Below are 24,111 nucleotides of genomic sequence, written 5' to 3'. Positions count from 1 at the left end.
ATGACCCTTCATCACCCATCCTTCAATGTCGACGAGACCGTGCTTTTATCGGTGCGAGATGTCGCCAAGTCCTTCACCATGCATCTGCGCGATGGTCTCGTTTTGCCGGTCGTGAACAATGTCAGCTTCGAGCTGCATCGCGGCGAATGCGTGGTTCTCGGAGGCCCGTCTGGCGTTGGTAAGTCTTCGATATTGCGCATGGTCTATGGCAACTACGCCATCGATCAAGGTGAGATATGGGTTCGTGATGCCAAGTCAGGAACCATGCGGGACCTTGGAAGCGGTGATCCGCGACTGGTGCTGGAGTTGCGTAACGAAAGCATTGGCTATGTCAGCCAGTTCTTGCGCGCCGTTCCGCGTGTCTCTGCCCTTGATGTTGTCGCAGGGCCTTTGCTGGCTCGCGGCATTGATCGGTCGGAAGCGTTGGAGAAGGCGGAAGCCATGCTTTTGCGACTGAACCTGCCACACACTCTTTTCAGCCTTCCGCCAGCGACCTTTTCGGGTGGCGAGAAACAGCGTGTCAATATCGCGCGCGGTTTCATCACCGATCACCCGATCCTGCTTCTCGATGAGCCGACAGCATCGCTCGACGCTGAAAATCGCGACATTGTCGTTGCGATGATTGCTGAAAAGACTAGTGCTGGAGCAGCGGTGCTTGGGATTTTCCACGATCAACCCGTGCGCGATGCCGTGGCCACCCGAATTCTTGACGTGTCGACCTTTTCCGCTCGAAAGGTATCCGCATGACCAAGCTATCCGTAGAGCCGTTGATCCACCCGACCGCAGAGGTCAAAGAGTGCCAACTGGGGCGCTACACCGCAATAGCCGAGGGATGCCACGTCTCGGAGACGACCTTCGATGACTATTCTTACATCGAGCGAAACGGCCAGGTTTGGTGCGCGACCATCGGCAAGTTTGTCAATATCGCCGCCAGTGTCCGCATCAATGCCACCAACCATCCGATGGACAGGGCAAGTCTTCACCATTTCACCTATCGCGCCGGGTATTATTGGCCGGAGGGGGAAGAAGAGGCAGACTTCTTTGCCGCAAGACGCGCTAAACGTGTGGTGATCGGTCACGACGTCTGGATCGGTCATGGCGCCACCATTCTGCCGGGCGTGACGATCGGCAATGGTGCTGTTGTCGGCTCAGGCGCGGTCGTGTCACGCGATGTTGCCGCCTATACCATCGTTGGTGGCGTGCCCGCCCGCGTCATCCGCGAGCGCTTCGACGCGCAGACCGGCATGCGCATGGACAACCTGGCCTGGTGGGACTGGTCGCATGATCGCCTTTTCGAAGCTCTGCAGGATTTCCGCGATCTCTCCGCTGAAGAATTCATCGACCGTTACGGCGGTTGACATGAAACTTTCACCGAACCGTCACTGAACGATCATCAAAAGCCATCCAATCTCTTCTTAGAGCCTCACATGCGGAGACGGGTCATGACTGCGATTACGGTTTCAAATCTCTCGAAGAATTACGGTGCGACCCGTGCGCTTTCTGGTGTCAGCCTGACGGTGGAACGTGGGGAAATGGTGGCTCTCATCGGCGCATCGGGTTCCGGCAAAAGCACACTGATCCGCCATATTGCCGGACTGGAGACGGGCGATGGGCGCGGTGGGCAGATCGATGTTCTCGGGAAGGTGTCACAAAGAGCCGGACGACTGACCGCTCAGGTCAAGCGCGGGGCAGTCTCGGTCATCTTCCAGCAGTTCAATCTGGTGGGTCGCATGTCTGTGCTCACCAACGTCCTCATCGGCCATCTCGGCCAGATCCCACGCTGGCGCGGAACGCTGGGTCTCTTCAATCGCGCAGAAAAGACTGCCGCCCACGCCGCCCTTGCCCGCGTCGGCATTCCACAGGTGGCAACGCAGCGATCATCAACGCTGTCAGGTGGCCAGCAACAACGGGCAGCCATCGCGCGTACCTTGGTTCAGGGCGCCGAAATTCTGATCGCCGATGAGCCGATTTCCGCGCTTGATCCGTCTTCGGCACGGCGGGTGATGGATGTGCTCGCCTCCATCAACGAGCAGGATAACATCACCATTCTCGTATCGCTGCATCAGGTCGAATACGCACGCCGCTACTGCAAGCGAACGATCGCCATGCGCGACGGCGAAATCGTATTCGACGGTGCATCCAGCGAACTTTCCAACGCATTCCTTTCCGAGCTCTACGGCTCAGCATCGGAAGAACTCGTCCTGCCGGAAGCCCCGGCGGAGTACCCGGCTCCCCAATCTTGCGCGGAGCCTCGAAACCGTCAGTTGGCCCTTCTGGGCGTCTGACCCATCACCACCGGAGACAATCCATGAACGCGATACTGAAAAGCATGGCGGCGATGTCTGTCGCCTTTACGATCTCCTCCGCAGCGCTCGCGCAGGACAACACGATCAATTTCGGCATCATTTCCACCGAATCCCAGCAGAACCTTAAGACCAGCTGGGAACCGCTTCTGGCCGATATGAAGAAGCAGACAGGGCTCGATATCAAAGCCTTCTTTGCCTCCGACTATGCCGGCATCATCGAGGGCATGCGCTTCAACAAGGTGCAGGTCGCCTGGTACGGCAACAAGTCTGCGATGGAAGCGGTTGACCGCGCCGATGGCGAAGTCTTCGTACAGAGCATGCCGCTCAATGGCGATCCCGGCTACTGGTCCGTCGTCATCGTACCGACCGACAGCAAAATTCAGACCATCGATGACGTGCTGAAATGCGACAAGTCGCTGAACTTCGGTCTGGGTGACCCGAACTCCACATCCGGCTATCTGGTGCCGATGACGTTCGTGTTCAGTGCACGTGGCATCGACCCGAAGACATGCTTCAAGAACGTCACCAATGCCAACCACGAAACCAATGCGATGGCAGTTGCCAACAAGCAGGTTGATGCTGCGGCCAACAACACTGAAAACATGGCGTTGATCAAGCAGAACAAGCCGGACGCTTTTGCAAAAATCCGCGAAATCTGGCGCTCGCCGCTGATCCCTTCCGACCCGATCGTCTGGCGTAAGGATTTGCCCGACGCAACCAAGGAAAAAATCCGCACCTTCTTCGTGACCTACGGCACCGACAAGTCGACCGGCAATGTTGCGGAAGAAAAGAAAATCCTGGCCGACCTGAAATGGGGACCGTTCCGCCCATCGACCGACAAGCAACTGCTTCCGATCCGGGTCATGGAACTGACGAAGTCGATCTCGCAGGCGCAGGCCGACACGTCGCTTTCTGCAGAGGCCAAGGCTGAAAAAGTCAAGTCTTTGACCGATCAGAAGACCAAGTTCGAAGCTGAACTCGCAGAAGCTTCCAAGACCTGAGGTCGCCAACGCTCAAGGGGCGGGTGCACGCTGCCCGCCCTTTTTCTTTAAGAACCGGAATTATGCGCCATGAGTGAAACAACCCTTTCCAACGGTACGGTGACCCGTCCGCCAAGCGGCAGGCAACCGGGCAGCATTCGCAACTGGAGCTTGATGCTGGGGCTATTGGCTGCGCTGATGTTCAGCTGGGGGCCGACCGAAATGGGTCGATGGACCTTCCTGTTTACCGACGGCGGTAACATGGCCGAATATGCCAAAGACTTTCTCCGCCCCGATTTCAAGACATGGCCCTATTATCTCGAAGAGATGATGGTCACGGTCCAGATCGCCCTGTGGGGCACGTTTTTGGCCGTGCTTGTCTCCATCCCCTTCGGCATTCTCTCCGCCCACAACATGACACCCTGGTGGATCAACCAGCCTGTTCGGCGTTTGATGGACATGTTCCGCGCCATCCACGAGGTCGTGTTTGCCGTGCTTTTCGTGGTCGCCGTGGGTCTTGGTCCATTTGCAGGCGTCATGGCCTTGTTCATCCACACGACCGGTATTCTCGCCAAACTGTTTTCGGAAGCGGTGGAAGCCATCGACCCGCGGCCCGTCGAGGCTATCAAAACGACGGGTGCATCCAGGGTCCAGCAGGTGATCTTCGGTGTCATTCCGCAGGTCTTGCCGCTGTGGATTTCCTTTTCGCTCTACCGACTGGAATCCAATGTTCGCTCAGCAACCGTACTGGGCCTCATCGGTGCGGGCGGCATCGGGCAAATCCTTTTTGAAACCATCCGTGGTTTCTATTACCCGCAGGCATCCGCCATCATCATCATCATCGTTTTAACGGTGACCGTGATGGACCTGATTTCGCAACAACTCCGCAAGCTCGTCATCTGACAGGCCATGATTTGTGGCCTGTCAGATGACTCTTAAAGAGCGGGTTATTGCTCGAAGGATATCAAGACCTCACCGGCCTCTAGATATCCGCCCTCTTGCGCGACGAGGCGAACCTTGCCGGCTTTCGTCGCGGTCACCTGCGTCTCCATTTTCATGGCCTCCATCACGGCCACAAGATCACCCGCCGCAACGGTTGCACCATCTTCGACCTTGAAAGACTGAAGTGTGCCGGAAATGGGTGCGAGAACGCCTTCGTTGTTGGGAGCAGCTTCGCTCGCAGCCGAAGATCGCATTCCACCACCGCCACCAAGCCCAGCCAGGAGAAGATGCGGCAGGCCAACGCTTACGCGCTTGCCGTCAATTTCGAGCCATGTGCGGGTAACGGACGTGTCATCAACTGGAACAGGACGTTCCATTGCGTCAGGCATCTCAGCAAAATCGGTTTCGATCCAGCGTGTATGAACCTTGAAGCCATCGGTGCCGATAAAATCGTCTGTATCTATTGCCGCACGGTGAAACGGCAGAACCGTGGCAATGCCTTCGATGCGGAATTCTTTCAGCGCGCGACGGGCGCGGCGCAGCACCTGATCGCGATCTGCGCCTGTGACGATGAGTTTGGCCATTAGGGAATCGAAAACGCCGGGGATGGTCGAGCCTGACACAACGCCGCTATCCAGACGGATACCGGGACCGGATGGAGGATCGAACAGGGTGATTGCGCCCGGTGTCGGCAGAAAGCCGCGACCGGGATCTTCCGCATTGATACGGAATTCCATCGAATGACTGCGTGCTTCCGGTGTTTCAAGAATGCGCAGCGATTGGCCTTTGGCCACGCGGAACTGCTCGATGACAAGATCGATACCCGTCGTTTCTTCCGTGACCGGATGTTCCACTTGTAGACGGGTATTGACTTCGAGGAAGGAAATCGTGCCATCCACGCCCAGCAGGAACTCTACCGTGCCAGCACCGGAATAGCCTGCGGCAGCGCAGATCGCCTTGGCAGATTCATGAATTTTCTGGCGCTGCTCCGGCGTCAGGAAGGGTGCGGGTGCTTCTTCGATCAGCTTCTGGTTGCGGCGCTGGAGCGAACAATCGCGCGTTCCCAGCACGACCACATTGCCGTGCTTGTCGGCAATGACCTGTGCTTCGATGTGACGTGGGCGATCTAGGAAACGTTCCAGAAAACATTCGCCGCGTCCGAAGGCAGCCGTTGCTTCACGCACGGCGGATTCGTAGAGATCGGCGATCTCTTCCATTTTCCACGCAACCTTGATGCCACGCCCACCGCCGCCATGCGCAGCCTTAATGGCGACCGGCAGACCGTGTTGTTCGGCAAAGGCAATGACCTCCGCCGAGGTCGACACCGGGCCATCGCTGCCAGCGACGAGCGGTGCACCAACGCTGGTGGCGATGCGCCGCGCCTCGACCTTGTCGCCCAAAACCTTGATCACATCTGGGTCCGGTCCGATCCAGATCAAACCCGCATCGATAACGGCCTGCGCAAATTCGGCACGCTCCGACAGGAAGCCATAACCGGGGTGGACCGCATCGGCACCGGAGCGCTTGGCAATGGCAATCAGCTTGTCGATATCGAGATAGGTTTCCGAAGGACGCACGCCCTCCAGCCCATAGGCCTCATCGGCAAGGCGCACAAAAAGCGCATCCTGATCTGGATCGGCATAAACCGCCACCGACCCGATATCATAGTCACGGCAAGCGCGGATGATGCGCACCGCGATCTCGCCGCGATTGGCGATCAGCACTTTTTTCATGGGTATTCTCCAGAAATTTTTGTGTCTTTGGTCGCCGGTATCTCGGCGAATGGCCTAAGCGGGCGAAACTGGATTTTGGCGTTGATGGGTATCTGGCCCGCAAGATCAAGGTGATATTCCGCGACCGCACCGATGACGGGATATCCACCTGTCAGCGGATGATCTGCGAGAAACAGAACCGGCTGGCCGCTATGGGGAATCTGGATCGCGCCCGTGGCCGTGCCTTCGCTCGGCAGTTCGGCACTATCCTTGCGCTCCAGGGGCGTTTCACCGGCCAGGCGAATGCCGACACGGCTGGACTGTGGCGTAACCTGCCAGAGTTGGCTTGTCAGCGTTTCCAACCCGTTTTGCGTGAACCAGTCCGTGCGTGGACCATAGATGACATCGAGCGTGACGACTTCGCCTGCCTTCGGCAGGTCGAACGCCGGGACTTCATCGATGGAAACGCTGGAAAGCCCGCTTTTCTCGTTGCGCAGATTAACCACGGAACCGGCCACGACACTCTCCGGCCCCACGACGGCTAGCGTATCGGTCGCAGCACTGCCCAGAACCGGCGCAACATCGAAACCGCCACGGACGGCGAGATAACAGCGCATGCCCGCAGAAGGATTTCCAAACGTCACGACATCACCACGCTCCAGAGAAATCGGCGCATAGGGTTTTGCCTCGAAGCTGTAGGCTGCCGATTTGACAGCAATGACGCAGGACGCGCCCGCCACGCCGATCACGGCACGGCTGGAACTTCTGAAGGAAAAGCCGCCCAGCGTCAGTTCCAGACAAGGGGTATTGACCGGGTTGCCGACGATACGGTTTGCCGTATTGAAAGCGGAGCGGTCCAGTGCGCCGGAGGCGGAAACGCCCTGCCCCGTCTGCCCGAAACGGCCAAGGTCCTGAAACACCGCGGGCATGGGCGCTGCCAGCACCTCGAAATGAGCAGCGTCACTGTTTGCGACGACTTTCGGAGCAGCAGGTTTTGCGGGCGAAGCCTCGATGCTGCGTCCGGCCTTGTCCATGTCGAAAAATCGGACACGGTAGCCTGGCTGGAAAAGTGCACCGGGTTCGCGGTCGATATCCCACATTTTCAAAGGCGTGGTGCCAAGGATCTGCCAGCCGCCAGGACTGTTTTGCGGATAGACGCCGCTAAAGGCACCGGCAAGTGCGACCGATCCGGCTGGAATGCGGGTGCGTGGGCTTTGACGGCGCGGCACATGCAGTGCGGGATCGCCCCCCACCAGATATCCGAAACCGGGCGCAAAACCGCAGAAGGCAACGGTGAACTCGCTTTCCGTGTGACGGCGAATGACGTCTTCGACGCTGAGGCCCGTCAACTCGGCAACATCGGCCAGATCCTCGCCATCATAACGAACCGGAATTTCGACCAACTTGTCGGATGGCGCGATCTTCGCGGAGAGATCACGCGTGGCGATTTCGGCAGCCAGCGCTTCCGCCTTGATCGCTTCCGGCCGGAAGCGGATCATCAGCGTGCGGGCCGCCGGAACCGTCTCCTCGATACCGTCGATAGGATCGGCCTCAAGCGATGCGAAGAGCGCGAGCGTCTGATCAAGATCAGCAAGTTCAACCAGAATGGTCGTGAGGCTGACGGGTAAAAAACGCATCTTGTCCTCACGCATGATAGGCAGAATCGGGAATGTCGGTGATGAACATATGGCCGGGGGAATGGGTGATCGCGAACGGCACGCCCGATGCCATGACAGCCGCCTGTGGCGTTACTCCGCACGCCCAGAAGACCGGCACTTCGCCGGGCTCGATCCGCACCGCATCCCCGAAATCAGGCTTGGCAAGATCGGCAATGCCGATTTCTGCTGGCGAACCGACATGGACAGGCGACCCGTGAACCGCCGGAAAGCGCCCGGAAATCGTCGCCGCATCTGCCACGCGTGAGGCAGGGATGGGCCGCATGGAAACGACCATATTGCCCTTCAACCGACCTGCCGGACGGCAGGGCTGGTTGGTCAGATACATCGGCACATTGCACTTGTCCGTCATGTGACGGATTTCGATGCCCGCTTCCACCATCGGCGTCTCAAACGTGAAGCTGCATCCGATGAGGAAGGCGACGAGATCGTCTCGCTCGGCCCATGCACTTGTGGCATCCGCCGTTTCCTCGACCAGCTTTCCATCCCGCCAGATGCGGTAGAGCGGCAGATCGGTGCGAAGATCGGCACCGGGGGCAAGCAACGTTGTCGGCACGCCGGGGTCGGACACATCCAGCACCGGGCAAGGCTTCGGGTTACGCTGGGCAAAGAGCAGAAAATCAAAGGCCCAGTCGCGCGGCAGAACGATCATATTGGCCTGTGTGAAACCGGGGGCGATGCCGGATGTGGGCGCGACCAGACCGTTGCGGTAATCGGCGCGCGCCTTACGGGCGGCGGTCGCGTCCGTGTGGTTGAGGTAGGATGTGGGGATCGTCATGGACGCTCCTTATGTGCTGGACGCAAAAGAACGGATATCGATGCCTTCGGCTTCGAACCGTAGACGAATCTGCTGTGCGATAGCGACCGCACCGGGGCTGTCGCCATGGACGCAGATGGATTGCGCCTCGATCTTGATGATGCTGCCATCGATGGCTTCGAGAGTGCCTTCACGGGCAAGCTGAACCATGCGGTCAGCAATTTTTTCCGCATCGTGCAGCACGGCACCGGCCTCACGGCGGGACACGAGCTGGCCTTGCGGGGTGTAGGCCCGGTCGGCGAAGGCTTCCGCCACCACCGAGAGACCAGATTTGCGGGCAAGATCGAGGATCGGCGCGTTGGCAAGTCCCATCAGAACCAGCGACGGGTCGATGGCCTTGATGCCATCGATCACCGCCTGACCCTGCTTCGCATCATTTGCGATGCGGTTATACAGCGCGCCATGCGGCTTAACGTAACGCACCGAGGTTCCGGCAGCGGCGGCAATGCCTTGCAACGCTCCGATCTGATAGATGACATCGGCCATCAGTTCTTCCGACGTGACATCCATGTCGCGCCGACCGAAGCCGACGCGGTCCGGGTAGGAGACATGGGCTCCGACGACGACACCGTTTTCGGCGGCGGCTTTGACCGTGCGGTAAATGCCCGCCGGGTCGCCTGCATGAAAACCGCAGGCGATGTTGGCGCTGGAAACGATTGACAGCATCGCGCCGTCGTCTCCCATGCCCCATGCACCGTAGCTTTCGCCAAGATCGCTGTTCAGATCGATGGATGCCATGTCTCTCTCCCTGTCTTTAGTAGCCGAGCAATGCGAAGATCGCACCGGCCGATTTGTAGGCCATATACCATGTCAGGCAGCAGGTCAGCGCGCCCAACACCAGCAACCAGCGCGGATAGTGGTAACCGTGCATGAGATCGGAACGCTTCCACGCTGCATAAAGCAGAATGGACAGGCCGATGGGCAGGACGAGACCGTTCAGACCACCGACGAAGACCAGCATGGCGGCAGGCGGTGTTGTGATGAGGATATAGGCGATTAACGAGATGCCGATAAAGGCGACCGTAGACAGGTTGCGCTGACGTTCCGTCATCTCGGGCTTGAAAGCCGTGAGGAACGAGACGGAGGTATAGGCTGCGCCAATGATGCTGGTCATGGCCGAGGCCAGGAACACCGCACCGAACAGGCGGAAGCCGATGTCACCGGCTGCGGCATGGAAGGCTTGAGCTGCAGGGTTCGCGCTCTTGCCCGAGAGATCAATCACCGTGCCGCCAGCAACGACGCCGAGGATGGCGAGAAACAGCACGTAACGAAGGACACCTGTGATCGCGATGCCACTCAAGGCCGCACGGTTGACGGCGCGGATGTTTTCGACACCCACCGTTCCGCGGTCAAGCAAACGGTGTGCGCCCGCATAGGTGATGTAACCGCCGACGGTTCCGCCAACGATGGTGGTGATGGTCAGGAAGTCGATCGTGTCAGGCAGAAATGTCTGCTTGAACGCATTGGCAACCGGCGGGCCGGAGACGATGGCCGCGTAGACGATCAACGCAAGTTTGACGAAGGCCGCCACGAAAACCACGCGGTCCATGGCGATGCCTGCACGTCGCGATAAAAAGATGCCGATGGCAACGACTGCGCCGATGATGCCGCCGATCTTCGGGTCGAGGTCGATCATCGCGTTGAAGCCGAGCCCGGCGCCCCCGATGTTGCCGACATTGAAGAACAGACCACCAATGATGACGAGGACGGCCAGAAGATAGCCGGAGCCGGGAATGGCAGCATTGGCGATGGCGGGTGCACGCATGCGGGTGATGGTAACGATGCGCCAGATATTGGCCTGAACCACGAAATCGATCAGGATGGAAATAAGAATGGCAAAGGCGAAGGCCGCGCCGAGCTTGACGGTGAAGGTCGCCGTCTGGGTGATGAAGCCGGGACCCACCGCCGACATCGACATCAGGAACATGGCGGACAGAAGCGCATAACGCTGCTTCTTTGATTTTTGCGCAGCCGTCTCCACGCTCGCCACCTGTGGCTCACTCTCATTCATGGATTTTCTCCTTGTCGCTCCGCCCCTCGCGGATGCTTTGACAGGATCTTGGCTGCATCTACAAAATTGTCAATATTGTTGAACAATTAAATTTTATCGTTCTTTCATTCTGCGCAATATTTGGGATCGTTGCGCTGAAAATAAGCAGGATTTTTGCGTATGCTGCTCATTATTTGTGGTATCCAACCGGCATTCACCCTGCCATCGAACCTGTTTTGCCACTGATGACAAAGAGAACGACATGACTGAACCCCTGCCGCTTGCGGATCGCGTGGCCAAAGACATCCGTGATCTCCTGATCATCGGCGCACTGACGCCAGGGCAAAGACTGTCTGAAACTGCGTTCAGCGAGCGTCTGGACGTGTCGCGCAACTCTTTGCGCGAGGCGTTTCGGCTTTTGACGAAGGATGGCCTGTTGCGGCATGAGGCCAATCGCGGTGTTTTCGTCTCTGTGCCGAGCACGGAGCAGATCATCGATATCTATCGTGTCCGGCGCATGCTGGAATGTGCAGCGCTGCGTCAGGCCTGGTCCAAGCACTCGGCTGTCGGCATCATGCGTGCGGCGGTGGAACACGCCAAAATGCGCCGCGACGAAGGTGACTGGCGTGAAGTGGGCAGCGCCAATATGCGCTTCCACGCTGCCGTGGTCGATCTTTCAGACAGCAGCCGACTGAGCGATTTTTACGCGCGCGTCGCCGCTGAGCTTCGCCTCAGCTTCGGGCTCTTGAACGACCCGGAACAACTGCACTCGCCCTTCGTCGATATGAACGATCAAATCCTGTCGCTGGTGGAAAAGGGTGAGGTGGTCGAGGCTGCCGTGCAGATGGAGCACTACCTGAACCTTTCTGAACGTACCGTGCTCAAGGCATTGGAACGGGCAGCTAAATAGCGGCGCCACATAGCAGTGGAAAGCAGCGCGCCAATATGCCATGAGGGATCGACCACGAAAACGGTTGCTTTCGATCCAAAGTCGCGCCATCGCCAAGCTGAACGAGTACGCCATGCAGGATAACACCAACGGCTCCGTCATCGTTATTTCCAGCCACGTCATGCGCGGCTCCGTCGGCAACCGAGCCGCCGTTTTTGGACTTGAGACACTTGGCTTTCCGGTGTGGGCCGTGCCGACAATCGTCATGCCATGGCATCCCGGCCACGGCCCTTCGACCAGATTGCGCTTCGACAATGGCGAATTCGACAAGACGATGCAGGATCTGGCCGGGTCGAAATGGGCGGGTGAAGTTCGCGCTATCCTGACCGGTTATTTTGGCAGCGCCGATCAGGTGCGCTCCGTGGCAAAGCTCATTCAAACCATGAAAGAGCGCAACCCCGATCTCATCTACCTCTGCGACCCCGTCATGGGTGACAAGGGTGGTCTTTATGTGCCGATCGAAACGGCTCAGGCCATCCGCGATGAACTTGTGCCTCTGGCAACCGTCTGTACGCCGAACCGCTATGAACTGGCGTGGATGAGTGGTGCGGAGCTTGAAACCAACAACGAGATCATGGATGCAGCGCTCGCGCTTGGACCGCCAAAAATGCTGGTGACGTCAGCCGTACCGATGATGGTGGGTGGTATTGGCAATCTGTTCCTCAGCGGTCGCCATGCACTTTTGGCCGAGCATCGCTCGATCGAGAACGTGCCAAACGGGCTCGGTGATCTTCTCGCCGCCCTTTTTCTGGCGCGGATACTACAATGCATGGATGACGAAAAAGCCTTGCAACTGGCCACTGCCAGTGTTTTTGAGGTCCTGGCAAGAACCATGAAACGGGGCATTAACGAGTTGACACTGGAAACGGATGCCTCAAGTCTGTCCACACCCATGGCCATGGTTCAGATGCGTCATCTCTTGCATCCGTCGCGCAGCAAGCGCACATAGCGGAGCGAAAAAAGGCTTTTCAACACGCCACCGTCATTTTACGATGTTGGCCCAAGCATAATGGTCCCGTGATATCATGAAAGATTTCCCCGACTACCTTCTCACTGGCTACAAGAACTTCATGGCCGGTCGTTATACCGACGAGCGCGAGCGCTATCGCGCCCTGGCAGACACTGGCCAGAAGCCACAGACCCTCATTATCGCCTGTTGTGACTCCCGTTCAGCACCGGAAACCATTTTCGACTGTGGACCGGGCGAGCTTTTCGTGATGCGAAACGTCGCCAATATGGTGCCGCCCTTCGAGCCCGATGGTCAGTACCACGCGACGTCTGCGGCGATCGAGTATGCCGTTCAGGTTTTGAAAGTCAAAGATATCGTCGTCATGGGCCACGGTCGCTGCGGCGGCATTCAGGCCGCGCTCGATCCGAATCTGGAGCCCCTATCCCCAGGTGATTTCATCGGCAAATGGATGAATATGGTCAAATCCGCCGCCGAGCAAATCCAAAGCAATGATGTCATGACAGCGTCCGAACGTCAGACCGCTTTGGAGCGCGTATCCATCCGCAACTCGATCAGCAACCTGCGCGCCTTCCCCTTCGTCAAGGCACAGGAAACCGCCGGTAAGGTCAAGCTGCATGGCGCATGGTTCGATATTTCGACTGGCGAATTGTGGGTCATGGATGGCAAAACGGGCGACTTTCGCCGCCCGGATGTGTGATCGATCTTGAATGATGGCGGCCAGTTCTACTGGCCGTCGATGGCCTTGCCGATATAGGCGATGGCCTGCTGGTAAACGCTGGCGGCGTTCCAGCCTTGAATAGCAGAGAAGTTCGTCTGACCCTGCTGATATCCCGCACCGCGCTGCCAGCCATGGCCGACCAGGAAGTTGGCGGTTGATGCCAGAGCGTCCGCACGCGAACCGACCAGGTCGATGCGGCCGTTGCGGTCGAAGTCGACGCCGTAGCGAACGACGTTGAGCGGCAGGAACTGTGTCTGGCCGATTTCGCCGTGCGCAGCGCCCTTGGCGGTCACGCTCAAGTTGCCGCTTGCGACCAGTTTCAACGCCGCATACAACTGCTCGGTGAAGTAGTCAGAGCGACGGCAGTCATAGGACAGTGTAGCGACGGCAGACAATGTGTGCTGGTTGCCCATGAAACCGCCAAAGCCGGTTTCCATGCCCCAGATCGCCAGAAGCGGACCGGCCGGAACGCCGTAAGCGCGCTCGATATTGGCAAACAGGGCGGCATTGTTCTTCTTCATGGCCTTGCCACGAGAAATGATCGCCTGACCGCCACGCTTTTGCATGAACTGGTCGAAGGACAGCTTGAAGCTGTGCTGGCCGCGGTCCGCGCTGATGGTTGGCCGATTGTAGGAAACGTTCGAAAAAGCACGGTCCAGAACGGACGCGCTAACGCCGCGACCTGCGGCCTCCTGCTTGAACGCGCCGACCCAGGCATCAAAGCCCGCCGAGGTATTGCCGCATTGCGCAGCCACCACCGGCGTCGCCGCCAACGCCGAAACAATCACCACGCCAACGGAAAAAGCTTTCATTGCCCGCATCAGAATCTGCCTTCAATATTTTTGGGATTATACCCAGCCCTGTGGCCACGTCACAGAGAATGTGTTGATTTCAAAGTGCCTGCCAACATCATAACCGGCAAATAAACTGCCCGTGATAAGCAACAAACCTGAAAACCCGCCCATTCTCACAGTGGAGTGGACGGGTTATAGTTAATATTTATTAAAAAACCGTATCAAGCGGCGGCCTTGCGCGGCTTAATCAATCCACGATTGACCAAAAGCTCGGCAATCTGAATGGCGTTAAGGGCGGCACCCTTGCGAAGGTTGTCGGAAACGACCCAGATGTTGAGACCATTTTCGACGGTTGCGTCCTCACGAATGCGCGAAATATAGGTTGCGTCTTCACCGGCGCACTCGACCGGCGTGATGTAACCACCGTTTTCGTGCTTATCGATGACGAGGCAACCCGGTGCTTCGCGCAGGATATCGCGGGCCTGATCGGCCGTGATTTCGTTTTCGAATTCGATGTTGACCGATTCCGAATGACCGATGAACACGGGCACGCGTACGGCTGTGCAGGTCACCTTGATCTTCGGATCGAGCATCTTCTTGGTTTCGGCCAGAACTTTCCACTCTTCCTTCGTGTAACCGTCTTCCATGAACACATCGATATGCGGGATGACGTTGAAAGCGATGCGCTTGGTGAACTTCTTGACTTCAATCGAATCGGCCACGAAGACGGCACGGGTCTGCTGGAACAGTTCGTCCATGCCTTCCTTCCCGGCACCGGATACGGACTGGTAGGTCGATACGACGATACGCTTGATCTTGGCAAAGTCATGCAGCGGCTTCAGGGCGACGACCAGCTGCGCCGTAGAGCAATTCGGGTTGGCAATGATGTTGCGCTTCTTGAAACCTTCGATAGCGTCGGCATTCACTTCCGGCACGATCAGCGGAACGTCCTGGTCATAACGCCAGGCGGACGAGTTATCGATAACGACGCAGCCTTGCGCACCGATCTTCGGCGACCACTTCTTGGACACATCGCCACCGGCCGACATCAGGCAGATATCCGTATCGGAGAAATCGTAGTTCTCCAGATTGGAAACCTTCAGCGTGCGATCGCCGTAGGATACTTCCGTGCCCTGGGAACGGGCAGAGGCCAAGGGAACGACTTCGTCGACCGGAAAACCACGCTCGGCGAGGATATTGAGCATTTCACGACCGACATTGCCGGTAGCACCTGCGATTGCAACTTTGAAACCCATGATAAAGCTCTCTTTCTGCCTCTCCTCTTTTTGGTGAGGGGAACCCGCCAAGCGGCGACTTCCTTCTTCCCCGACCAAACCGGGGAGAGAGCGGTGGGCCAGAGACGTCAGACGGTTTTAATCGTCGTTTTGGCCGTAATTCGGATGAAATGAGAAAAGCACGATGGATCACCGGCAAGAACTGCCGGATGCTGCAAGACAACCATGTCGTTGACATGTCTGATCAAGATCGTGCTCCTATTCGTGGCAAAGCTATTATGGTGTTTCCATTGTCTGTCAAGCGCAAACGCCTGGCATTTTCGTTCTGTGACACCTCAATTCCAATATCCGCAGCAACATCTCCAAGGTGCAGCCTTAGACTAAAGTCATAAGCCAAAAGCATCGCTCTTCCTTTTGTTAATTTTCTGTCACTCTCTTCCCAGTGCATCGCGCGCAAAGGGCAGCCTGGGGGAGAAACAGGCTGCCGCGATGTGTCATTTCATTCTGTGGAGGACGTACAATGGCGAATGTAGCAACCGCGACTGCGGAGAAAGCCCGTCCGATGACGGGGGAAGAGAAGAAGGTGATTTTCGCCTCTTCTCTGGGAACAGTGTTCGAGTGGTACGATTTTTATCTCTATGGCTCCCTGGCCATCTATATCGGCGCGAACTTCTTCAGCCAGTATCCAGAAACGACCCGTAACATCTTCGCTCTGCTGGCCTTTGCCGCAGGCTTTCTTGTTCGCCCCTTCGGTGCGCTGGTGTTCGGACGGCTGGGCGATCTCGTGGGCCGCAAATACACCTTTCTCGTGACCATCCTGATCATGGGCTTTTCGACCTTCCTGGTCGGCGTGCTGCCCAACGCATCCCAGATCGGTATTGCTGCTCCTATCATCCTCATCGTGCTTCGCATGGCACAAGGCCTGGCGCTTGGCGGCGAATATGGCGGTGCGGCGACATATGTTGCTGAACACGCGCCCAACGGTCGTCGCGGTTACTACACCTCGTGGATCCAGACGACCGCAACGCTCGGTCTTTTCCTGTCTCTCGTCGTCATTCTCGGCGTGCAGTTTGCCGTTGGCCGTGAGGCTTTTGCCGATTGGGGATGGCGCATTCCGTTCCTGCTCTCCGTCATTCTGCTGGGTGTGTCCGTCTGGATCCGCCTGAAGATGAGCGAATCCCCTGCCTTCAAGAAGATGAAGGAAGAGGGCACGACCTCCAAGGCACCGCTGACCGAAGCCTTTGGCCAGTGGAAAAACGCCAAGATCGCCATCATCGCTTTGGTCGGCGCCGTCATCGGACAGGCCGTTGTCTGGTACACCGGCCAGTTCTACGCCCTCTTCTTCCTGCAAAGCATTCTGAAGGTGGACGGACAGTCGGCCAACATCATGGTCGCATGCGCGCTCCTCCTTGGGACCGGCTTCTTCGTGCTGTTCGGCTGGTTGTCCGACAAGATCGGCCGCAAGCCGATCATCATGGCGGGCCTCATTCTTGCGATGGTGACCTACTTCCCGCTGTTCAAAGCGCTGACATGGGCGGGCAACCCTGCTCTTGCACAGGCGCAGGAATCGGTTCGCGCAACGGTAACGGCTGCTCCTGGCGATTGCCGCTTCCAGTTCAACCCGACGGGTACCGCGAAATTCACCACATCCTGCGATATCGCCACCTCGTTTCTAACCAGAAACTCAGTGCCTTATGACGTGGTGGATGGGCCAGCAGGTCAGCCAGCATCCGTCAAAATTGGCAATGCGACGATTGTCAGCTATGACGCAGTCGCCGCCGGTGCAAACGCTGCCGCAAACGACCGCACCTTCCAAAAGCAGGTCAACATCGCGCTTCACGACAGCGGATACCCCTTGGTTCGTGGTGCCGCACAGGTTCCTGCTGCCAAGCTCGATGCCTTTGTGGCCGCAAATCCGGAACTCGGCCTCAATGCCGATGCGGTTCGTGCAACACCCGCAAAAACCGTGCCCGCCGACAAATTGGTGGCGGACAAGCTGCTGACACCTACGGAAATCAACGGCGTGACCGAAATGGCCGTCTACACGGTCGCCGGCGGCGGGACATTCACCATGTTTGCCGATCCTGCTGCGGTCAACTGGATCGCCATCATCGCCGTTCTGACCGTTTTGGTCATCTATGTGACGATGGTCTACGGGCCGATTGCAGCATTGTTGGTCGAACTCTTCCCGACCCGCATTCGCTACACCGGTATGTCCCTGCCCTATCATATCGGCAATGGCTGGTTCGGCGGTCTTCTACCTGCGACCGCATTCGCCATGAGCGCTGCCAAGGGCGATATCTACTACGGCCTCTGGTATCCAATCATCTTCGCAGGCATCACAGTGGTCGTCGGCCTGCTGTTCCTGCCAGAGACGAAAGATCGCGATATCCACAAGATGGAATAGTCGGCGCTAGAACAGGAAAACCCGGCGATGTATCGCCGGGTTTTTTTGAAATCATTGCCGACATTCACCGGTTCAAAGGTGCCGGTAGGCCCGTTTAAAATAGATCAAGGCCTCTTCGCCAGTGTTGACGACCGTATCGAGCACATCGCAAATCAGGATGTCGTGGGTGCCGCCGTCATGAACCGTTCTGATACGGCAATCGAATGAACACAGTGCACCTGTGAGCACGGGCGCACCGGTCTCGAGCTTACTCCATTCGCCAGCCGCAAAGCGTTCATCGACGGGTGTTTTGCCACCGAACAGGCTGCTCAATTGCTCCTGATCGGCAGCCAGCGTGTTGATGCAGACCACACCGTTCCCGACCACAGACTTGTAGGCGGAAGAGTTGCGATTGAGGCAAACGAGCAATGTCGGCGGACTATCCGAAACACTGCACACTGCGGTGGCTGCGAAACCGGCCCGACCAGCCGATCCATCCGTCGTGACGATGTTGACCGCACCGGCCAGCTGCGACATGGCGTTGCGGTAGCCCAAGCTGCGCTCTTCGGCAGTCTTCGTCTCCATTGCGGCATCCTTTTTGAGAGACAATGTCTGCATCTAACAGAACCCTTCTAACGAGTCATCAAGCTGGCACTCAGGCCAGCACACAGGCGTCTTCGAACGACAAGCGCGGCGAACGGCCAAACAGCTTGGATGGATCGCCATAACCGAGATTGATCAGGAAATTGGATTTCCAGGTCGTGTCGGCAAAAAACGCCTCATCCACTTTCGCCTTGTCGAAACCGGACATCGCACCCGTATCCAGCCCCAGCGACCGTGCCGCCAGAATGAGATAACCGGCCTGAAGTGTGGCATTACGAAACGCGGTTTCTTCGGCCACCGCCGGGCTGGAGGTGAACCAGGATTTGGCATCCGCATGTGGAAACAGGGTCGGCAACTTTTCGTAAAACTCGCTGTCGATGGCGGCGATAACCGTAACCGGTGCCGTCATGGTCTTTTCGAGGTTGCCGGATGACAGAGATGGCTTCAGCTTTTCCTTGGCCTCAGGCGAGCGCACGAAAACGAAACGCGCCGGGCAGCAATTGGCCGATGTCGGTCCCATTTTCGTCAGATCGTACACCTCACGCAGCAGCGCATCGCTCACCGGCTTGTCCAACCAGCCATTATGGGTGCGTGCTTCCGTAAACAAAGTGGCAAGCGCCTGATGATCTAATGTCATAGTAAAATCCTTACTTTATATCGATGCCGGGGAGAGCAGAAATTTCTCCAGCCCCGTGTTAAAACCAGCAACGTCGGTGATATTCACCGCGTGCGCGCCTTCATCGAACACGAAGAGCTGCGCATTTGGCAAGCCCTCCGCAAGCCGCAGCGAGCGTGTATAGGGCACCAGAAGATCGTCTTTTGCGGCGATGACGAGTGTCCTGTTGTTTATCTCGCCTAGCCGCCCGTCCACATCGAAAGCCCTCAGTGCCGCAATCCGGCGCAGCACATTGTCCCTGCCCTGAAAATGCACGACGCCATGCGCATCGTCCTTGGCCAAGCGCTCGGCATTGTCCGACATCCAGACCGCGGGATAGAGAAACAGCGGTTGCGCTTTCACAAAAGCTTCCACGCCAGAGTTTTCCAGAAGCGAGATGCGTGTGTCAAAGCAGCGGCCGGAATGGGCATCCGCTTTGCTCCACGCATTGATGAGAACGAGACGGTCGATCAGGTCGGGCTGGCGAAGCGCAATATCGAGACCGATGAGGCCACCCAGAGCATGGCCCATGAAGTGGAATTTCTGGAGTTTCAGTTCGTTTGCGATCTCCAGCACATCATCCGCCATCGCGGAGATGCCACCATCTTGCGGCACCTCGCCACCCGTTCGGCCCGTGCCGCGATGGTCGTAGGTAACGACGCGAAAATGCGTTTGCAGCATCTCCATCTGCGGCGTCCAATAGGCGCCTGATCCACCGAGACCGGACGACAAAAGGATGGTTTGCGCGTCCGGTTCGCTACGGCCTTCAACTTCGAAATACATTGTCACTGACCAACATGGGCAACGGTTGCGATCTCAATTAGCGCGTCCGGCTTCACCAGTCCGCACTGGATGCAGTAACGCGCCGGTTTGTCACCGGGAAAATACTCCGCATAGACTGCGTTGACGGCCTGATAATTCGCCCAATCCGTGATGAAGATGTGGTTCATGGTGACATCCTCCATCGTCCCGCCAGCGGTCTCGATGACGGACTTAATGGTCTCCAGCACATGCCGCGTCTGCGCAGCCGCGTCACCCACATGCACAACATCGTTGTTCTTATCGAAGGGCAGCGTACCCGACACATAAACGACACCATCGGCAAGCGTGCCAGGCGAAAACGGTGCAATAGGCTTCGATGTGCCTTCGGGGACAATAATTTTTTTCGGCATGGTCAGTTCTCCTCTTTTATCGCGATAGATCAGTCTTCGATCGGGGCGGCCTGCGAGATAACGGCGCAGAAATCATTGACCGTCGCCACCCAGCCAAAAAACTTCTCGACGTTGTAGACCGTCGCCTGCTGGATAAAATCCGGGCCCAGATGGTGGGTCGCATCCTCCAGCATCACCCCGAAATATTCGAGGTGAAAGGCGTCGCGCAGCGAGCTTTCCACACAGACATTGGTGGCGATGCCGACAAAGACGAGGTTTCGAATGCCCCTGGCCCGCAGCACGCTGTCCATATTGGTGTTGAAAAAGCCGCTGTAACGGGTCTTCGGCACCAGAATATCGCCCGGCTGCGGCTGGAGCTCATCGACGATGGCGTAGTCCCAGGTGCCCTTGGCCAGTAGTTTCCCTTGCAGTTCCGGCCGGGCTCGCATGGTCTTCAATGCGTTGGACTTGTGCCAATTGGGAGAGCCAGGACCGCCAGCCTCCACATAATCGCTATCCCAGCCGTTCTGGAAATAGATAACCTGCACACCTGCTGCGCGGGCCGCGTTCACTGTCTTTCCAATATTCGCGATGGTGGATTTTGCGCCAGATATGTCGAAACCGGCCAAATCGACGTAACCGCCTTCGGTGGAATAGGCGTTCTGCATATCCACAACCACGACGGCGGTCTCGCTGGGCTTCAGCGAAATCGGTTCTGGTCTTGCGGGAAGCGTGACGCTTTCTGCTCGGCTTTTGGGTGGGTGATAGCCAGCAACGACGGCATCGGTCATTCTGCGGCCTCCAAAGCAGCCGTCACATGCTGGCGGCTTTTCATCAAGGGTTGCACATACTTGCCGAATTTTTCGATGCCTTCAACGAAGTCGTCAAATGTCAGCATGACGCCGCCGGTGCCGGGCACTTCGCTCATATCGTCCAGCATGGCGGCAACCTCTTCATAGGACCCGATAAGCGTGCCCATATTGATATTGACGGCCGAAACCGGGTTCGACATGTGCCTTACATTCGTATCGGCACCCGACTTGGTATCGACAGAGCTTTGCAGCCCCAACCACTTGATGGCTTCTTGGTCAGCGCCTGCCTTGTAGTGCTCCCATTTTGCCCAGGCGTCCTCGGATTTTTCCTCAGCCAGCACCATGGTCAACACGCAAGAGCGCACATCGCGCCCGGTCTTTTCGGTTGCAGCCAGCAATCGTTCATTGGTCGGCGCAAAGGCCTTGGGCGTATTGACGCCAACGCCGAAGCAGAAGCTGTAATCTGCAAACTGGGCGGAAAACGCCATACCCTTGTCGGACGAGCCAGCGCAGATCAGCTTGACCTTGCCCTCCGGCACCGGCTTCATCCGGCAATCGTCCATGGTGAAATATTTGCCCTTGAGGTCCGATTGCCCGGTCGTCAAAAGCTCCTGCAAGACGGTCGTATATTCGCCGAGATATTCGTATCGATCACCAAAATAGTCGTCGCCCGGCCACATGCCCATCTGGCTATATTCAGGCCGCTGCCATCCGGTGACGAGATTGATTCCAAAGCGACCGCCTGAAATGGAATCGATGGTCGTAGCCATGCGCGCGACAATCGCTGGCGGCATAACCAGCGTTGCCGTGGTACCAAATAGCTTGATTTTCGAGGTGACGGCTGCGAGCCCTGCCATCAGCGTGAAGGATTCCAGATTGTAGTCCCAGAACTCCGTCTTGCCGCCAAAACCCCGCAGCTTGATCATCGACAGCGCGAAATCAAAACCGTATTTCTCGGCCGCCAGAGTTATCTGTTTGTTGAGTTCGAAGCTTGGCTTGTATTGCGGCGCGTTCTCCGAAAGCAGCCAGCCATTGTTACCAATCGGAATAAAAACACCGATTTCCATTTGCATCCTCCAGTTCCTGTTCCCGTGTTCAACGTTTGAAAGAATGAATGCAGGTTCCGTGCCAGTCTCTGATGCCCAGTAAATACAAGGATTTTCAAGGTAACGGATTTACGATCTTTATCAAATGATAAATTTTTTACCGTTTGATAAATTTATTGCTCAATTTTTTGGCACGCGAAGGTGGATCATCAGGAAGTTGCGTCCGAGACGCCAGCGACGGTTTTAACAGGAGAGGAATTGCCGCCTTCGTCGCTTTATTTCAGCACAGTACATCGAGCGGGAAAATGGCAGGCATCAATCGCCTAGCGGTGCGATGTCGATGAACGGCTCTCCGATGTGTTAGATCGAAGAGCCTCAACTCGGTTTGGATAACGTCATTGCGTTGGTTTCCACAACGTAGACCCCACGTTGCCTAGCCTTGCGGCTCATGGATAGGACAGCCATTGAAGCGCTCGCGGTAATCTGCCGAGTGCTGGTATGTCGCCTTGCGGGCTCTGTTGATGTTCCCAAGTGGTTGGTGGGCGGCAAGGCCGGTCCAGATACTGAACCGCATTTGCTCGTCTACTTTCTGGACCATCTCGGGGCTCCAGCTATCCTGAGGAGACGCTGTTACCGTAGCAACCGTTACGAAGGGCGCTTCCTCCTGATCCCACTCAACCGTCGGGTCTTCAATGGGCTGGGCATCGATGTCACGACAGAGTTGAACCTGAAATTCCCACACGCCACGGGTCGTCTGCATTTCTGCCTGAACGGTGTTGCGTATCGCGTCGTCACTGGTGCTGGTATCGATTTCCCGGTCGGTCAGCTCAAGCAGTTCCGGAGAGGCCGGTTTCAGACGAAACTTTGCGACATAGTCGCCGTAGCGAAACGGCGTCACGCTGAAATAGGTCTCGCCAAGTGGGTCGATGTTGGGCGCGCCGCCCATCGATTGCACCGTCGAGCTGGTCACGCCGATGGCCTCGAGCGCCTTGTTCGCAGTCTGCAAAACGCTTGAAATGACCTTCTTTGTTCCTTCCATCTTGTCCGTCGTTTTTGCAAGAAGCTTCAGGCTACCGAGAAACTTTTCGCTGGTCTTCGCCTGAAAAACGGGGCCGTTGACCATGACGAAATCCTGGCTTCGCCCCTCCGCATCGGGGAGCCTCTCACCATCGACACCGACGATTTTCATGGCCAGTCCGCGCGGCAACGAGATTGCATCCGGCAGTATGTCGCCTGCGTTGGTCGAAAGCCGCATGAAGACCGTGTAGGTTCCGGGTTTCGCAAAAAGACCCTGCGCCAACTCCAACGGCAAGCAGTCGCTGACGATGAACTCGCCTTTCAACAGGCCATGGGCCTTAGCATGGACCGAACGCACGGCGTGGCCATAATCTTCTGATGTTTTTTCCAGAATATAATCGAATGTCTCGTTCAAGCCAGAGATGGTTTCATGTTCATCTGGGTCAATAACTTCGAGATCGGGAGAAAAGCGGACAGGTTGGGATAGGTTCATGGTTTGGGCTCCTAGAGTGGCAACCGTAAAACTCTGAAAAAGCTGACAAGTTCCTGTAGAACGCACTTGATTGGCCCTGCCCTTTAATGAATATGTCTGACGATAATAAAAACGTCATAGATTTCAGACGCAACGTTGCGCGTCCTGCGGTTTGGAAAACACATGCTCAAGAAAAACCAGTCACCCGCAGAAACCATTGGAGACGTCGTTTTTCGACAAATCCGCCAAGACATCATCTCTGGCGATCTTCTGCCCGGCTCCAAGATTAAGCTGGAGCAAACCAAAGAGCGGTACGAGATCAGCATTCCCTCCCTTCGTGAAATACTGAGCCGCCTGGCCATGGAAAATCTCGTTGTCGCTGAGGGGCAGCGCGGCTTTGAGGTCAGTCCTGTTTCACGCCAGGAACTCAATGAACTTGCCGATCTACGCATAGTTTTGGAAACGCATGCGCTGGGACTAGCCTTCGTTGAAGGCGATATCGACTGGGAAGGGCGTATCGTTGCCGCTCACTACAAGTTGGCCGCAGCAGAGCGAAAGCTGCTAAGTGGCGACGCGTCACGCACGATCGATTGGGTCAGATATGATTGGGAGTTTCATCATGCCATCGTCTCGGCGTGCAACTCCTCGACGTTGATGGCAACATTGTCATCGGTCTTCGATCGTTTCCTGCGCTATCATCTGCTCGCAAAGACGTTTCGTGGTGCGGCCGTCGTCAACGACCACAAATTGCTTTTCGACGCGGCGCTTAAAAGAGATGTCGAGAGCGCCCGGACAATCGTCCGCAAGCACATCATGAGCGGCGTCGATCACGTTCTGAAAAGCGGTTTCCTGTCCTAATCCGCGACTCGGCACACTCTAT

At 57.0% G+C, this 24,111-nt stretch carries 24 protein-coding genes; 10 read left to right on the top strand and 14 right to left on the bottom strand.

Translation table 11 applies throughout. The features are described from left to right. The 5 genes from phnL to phnE all read left to right on the top strand — a co-directional run bounded on the left by phnL (position 1) and on the right by phnE (position 4,189). Positions 1-747 carry a phosphonate C-P lyase system protein PhnL gene (gene phnL, locus RRU01S_RS05390; protein WP_045229217.1) on the top strand — a complete coding sequence of 249 codons (747 nt, stop codon included), beginning with the start codon at positions 1-3 and terminating at the stop codon, positions 745-747. Further along, positions 744-1,358: a DapH/DapD/GlmU-related protein gene (locus RRU01S_RS05385; RefSeq protein WP_045229216.1), complete on the top strand. Its 615-nt coding sequence runs from the start codon at positions 744-746 to the stop codon at positions 1,356-1,358. The genes phnL and RRU01S_RS05385 overlap by 4 nt, the downstream gene beginning before the upstream one ends. An 84-nt stretch (positions 1,359-1,442) precedes the next feature. Continuing rightward, a complete protein-coding gene (gene phnC, locus RRU01S_RS05380) occupies positions 1,443-2,285 on the top strand; it encodes a phosphonate ABC transporter ATP-binding protein (protein WP_045229215.1) in 843 nt (280 codons plus the stop codon). A gap of 23 nt (positions 2,286-2,308) precedes the next feature. Further along, positions 2,309-3,307 (top strand): phosphonate ABC transporter substrate-binding protein, encoded by a 999-nt coding sequence (phnD, locus tag RRU01S_RS05375; RefSeq protein ID WP_052815982.1) that lies wholly within the window; start codon positions 2,309-2,311, stop codon positions 3,305-3,307. Between the two features lie 69 nt (positions 3,308-3,376). Further along, positions 3,377-4,189: a phosphonate ABC transporter, permease protein PhnE gene (gene phnE / locus RRU01S_RS05370; RefSeq protein WP_045229214.1), complete on the top strand. Its 813-nt coding sequence runs from the start codon at positions 3,377-3,379 to the stop codon at positions 4,187-4,189. A gap of 44 nt (positions 4,190-4,233) precedes the next feature. Here the strand turns inward: phnE and RRU01S_RS05365 are convergent, their stop codons facing one another. From RRU01S_RS05365 to RRU01S_RS05345, 5 genes are read right to left on the bottom strand one after another with little or no spacing between them, the layout of a single operon-like run. Next, on the bottom strand, positions 4,234-5,961 hold the full coding sequence (locus tag RRU01S_RS05365) for an acetyl/propionyl/methylcrotonyl-CoA carboxylase subunit alpha (protein ID WP_045229213.1): 1,728 nt from the start codon (positions 5,959-5,961) through the stop codon (positions 4,234-4,236). Further along, positions 5,958-7,577: a 5-oxoprolinase subunit B/C family protein gene (locus tag RRU01S_RS05360; protein ID WP_045229618.1), complete on the bottom strand. Its 1,620-nt coding sequence runs from the start codon at positions 7,575-7,577 to the stop codon at positions 5,958-5,960. The genes RRU01S_RS05365 and RRU01S_RS05360 overlap by 4 nt, the downstream gene beginning before the upstream one ends. Positions 7,578-7,584: 7 nt before the next feature. Further along, positions 7,585-8,394: a putative hydro-lyase gene (locus RRU01S_RS05355; RefSeq protein ID WP_045229212.1), complete on the bottom strand. Its 810-nt coding sequence runs from the start codon at positions 8,392-8,394 to the stop codon at positions 7,585-7,587. A gap of 9 nt (positions 8,395-8,403) precedes the next feature. Next, positions 8,404-9,171 (bottom strand): LamB/YcsF family protein, encoded by a 768-nt coding sequence (locus RRU01S_RS05350; RefSeq protein ID WP_045229211.1) that lies wholly within the window; start codon positions 9,169-9,171, stop codon positions 8,404-8,406. A gap of 16 nt (positions 9,172-9,187) precedes the next feature. Then, on the bottom strand, positions 9,188-10,444 hold the full coding sequence (locus tag RRU01S_RS05345) for an NRAMP family divalent metal transporter (protein WP_045229210.1): 1,257 nt from the start codon (positions 10,442-10,444) through the stop codon (positions 9,188-9,190). Positions 10,445-10,685: 241 nt separating this feature from the next. Between RRU01S_RS05345 and RRU01S_RS05340 the strand changes: the two genes are divergently transcribed. From RRU01S_RS05340 to RRU01S_RS05330, 3 genes are all read left to right on the top strand, one after another. Continuing rightward, a complete protein-coding gene (locus tag RRU01S_RS05340) occupies positions 10,686-11,333 on the top strand; it encodes a GntR family transcriptional regulator (protein ID WP_045229209.1) in 648 nt (215 codons plus the stop codon). Between the two features lie 112 nt (positions 11,334-11,445). Beyond that, on the top strand, positions 11,446-12,321 hold the full coding sequence (gene pdxY / locus RRU01S_RS05335; RefSeq protein WP_045229617.1) for a pyridoxal kinase PdxY: 876 nt from the start codon (positions 11,446-11,448) through the stop codon (positions 12,319-12,321). Between the two features lie 76 nt (positions 12,322-12,397). Continuing rightward, entirely contained in the window at positions 12,398-13,039 is a 642-nt protein-coding gene (locus RRU01S_RS05330) for a carbonic anhydrase (RefSeq protein WP_045229208.1), read from the top strand. 26 nt (positions 13,040-13,065) lie between these two features. Here the strand turns inward: RRU01S_RS05330 and RRU01S_RS05325 are convergent, their stop codons facing one another. Both RRU01S_RS05325 and RRU01S_RS05320 read right to left on the bottom strand, forming a co-directional pair. Next, the gene (locus tag RRU01S_RS05325; RefSeq protein WP_081880000.1) at positions 13,066-13,881 is read right to left on the bottom strand and encodes a lytic murein transglycosylase; all 816 of its coding nucleotides are present in this window, start codon (positions 13,879-13,881) and stop codon (positions 13,066-13,068) included. A 194-nt stretch (positions 13,882-14,075) separates the two neighbouring features. Next, positions 14,076-15,110: an aspartate-semialdehyde dehydrogenase gene (locus RRU01S_RS05320; RefSeq protein WP_045229206.1), complete on the bottom strand. Its 1,035-nt coding sequence runs from the start codon at positions 15,108-15,110 to the stop codon at positions 14,076-14,078. A 499-nt stretch (positions 15,111-15,609) separates the two neighbouring features. Here RRU01S_RS05320 and RRU01S_RS05315 point away from each other — a divergent pair, with 499 nt between their 5' ends. Continuing rightward, positions 15,610-17,496, top strand: a complete 1,887-nt coding sequence (locus RRU01S_RS05315; RefSeq protein WP_045229205.1) for an MFS transporter — start codon at positions 15,610-15,612, stop codon at positions 17,494-17,496. A gap of 72 nt (positions 17,497-17,568) precedes the next feature. On the opposite strand, the gene RRU01S_RS05310 is transcribed toward RRU01S_RS05315, so the two are convergent. From RRU01S_RS05310 to RRU01S_RS05280, 7 genes are all read right to left on the bottom strand, one after another. Further along, complete coding sequence (locus RRU01S_RS05310) at positions 17,569-18,093, bottom strand: flavin reductase (RefSeq protein ID WP_045229204.1); 525 nt, start codon at positions 18,091-18,093, stop codon at positions 17,569-17,571. A 37-nt stretch (positions 18,094-18,130) separates the two neighbouring features. Further along, entirely contained in the window at positions 18,131-18,715 is a 585-nt protein-coding gene (locus RRU01S_RS05305) for a malonic semialdehyde reductase (RefSeq protein WP_045229203.1), read from the bottom strand. A 15-nt stretch (positions 18,716-18,730) separates the two neighbouring features. Continuing rightward, a complete protein-coding gene (gene rutD / locus RRU01S_RS05300) occupies positions 18,731-19,516 on the bottom strand; it encodes a pyrimidine utilization protein D (RefSeq protein WP_045229202.1) in 786 nt (261 codons plus the stop codon). A gap of 2 nt (positions 19,517-19,518) precedes the next feature. Then, complete coding sequence (gene rutC, locus RRU01S_RS05295) at positions 19,519-19,905, bottom strand: pyrimidine utilization protein C (RefSeq protein WP_045229201.1); 387 nt, start codon at positions 19,903-19,905, stop codon at positions 19,519-19,521. 29 nt (positions 19,906-19,934) lie between these two features. Then, positions 19,935-20,675 carry a pyrimidine utilization protein B gene (gene rutB, locus RRU01S_RS05290; protein WP_045229200.1) on the bottom strand — a complete coding sequence of 247 codons (741 nt, stop codon included), beginning with the start codon at positions 20,673-20,675 and terminating at the stop codon, positions 19,935-19,937. Beyond that, positions 20,672-21,763: a pyrimidine utilization protein A gene (gene rutA, locus RRU01S_RS05285; protein WP_045229616.1), complete on the bottom strand. Its 1,092-nt coding sequence runs from the start codon at positions 21,761-21,763 to the stop codon at positions 20,672-20,674. Before rutA ends, rutB begins: the two co-directional genes overlap by 4 nt. A 412-nt stretch (positions 21,764-22,175) precedes the next feature. Next, entirely contained in the window at positions 22,176-23,252 is a 1,077-nt protein-coding gene (locus tag RRU01S_RS05280; RefSeq protein ID WP_045229199.1) for a catalase family protein, read from the bottom strand. Positions 23,253-23,414: 162 nt separating this feature from the next. Here RRU01S_RS05280 and RRU01S_RS05275 point away from each other — a divergent pair, with 162 nt between their 5' ends. Continuing rightward, positions 23,415-24,089, top strand: a complete 675-nt coding sequence (locus tag RRU01S_RS05275; protein ID WP_045229198.1) for a GntR family transcriptional regulator — start codon at positions 23,415-23,417, stop codon at positions 24,087-24,089. Positions 24,090-24,111: the final 22 nt, after the last annotated feature.

The organism is Agrobacterium rubi TR3 = NBRC 13261 (genome assembly GCF_000739935.1).
GTDB lineage: Bacteria > Pseudomonadota > Alphaproteobacteria > Rhizobiales > Rhizobiaceae > Agrobacterium > Agrobacterium rubi.
The sequence above is the reverse complement of the archived record's forward strand: the minus strand, read 5'-3'. Positions and strand labels throughout refer to the sequence as shown.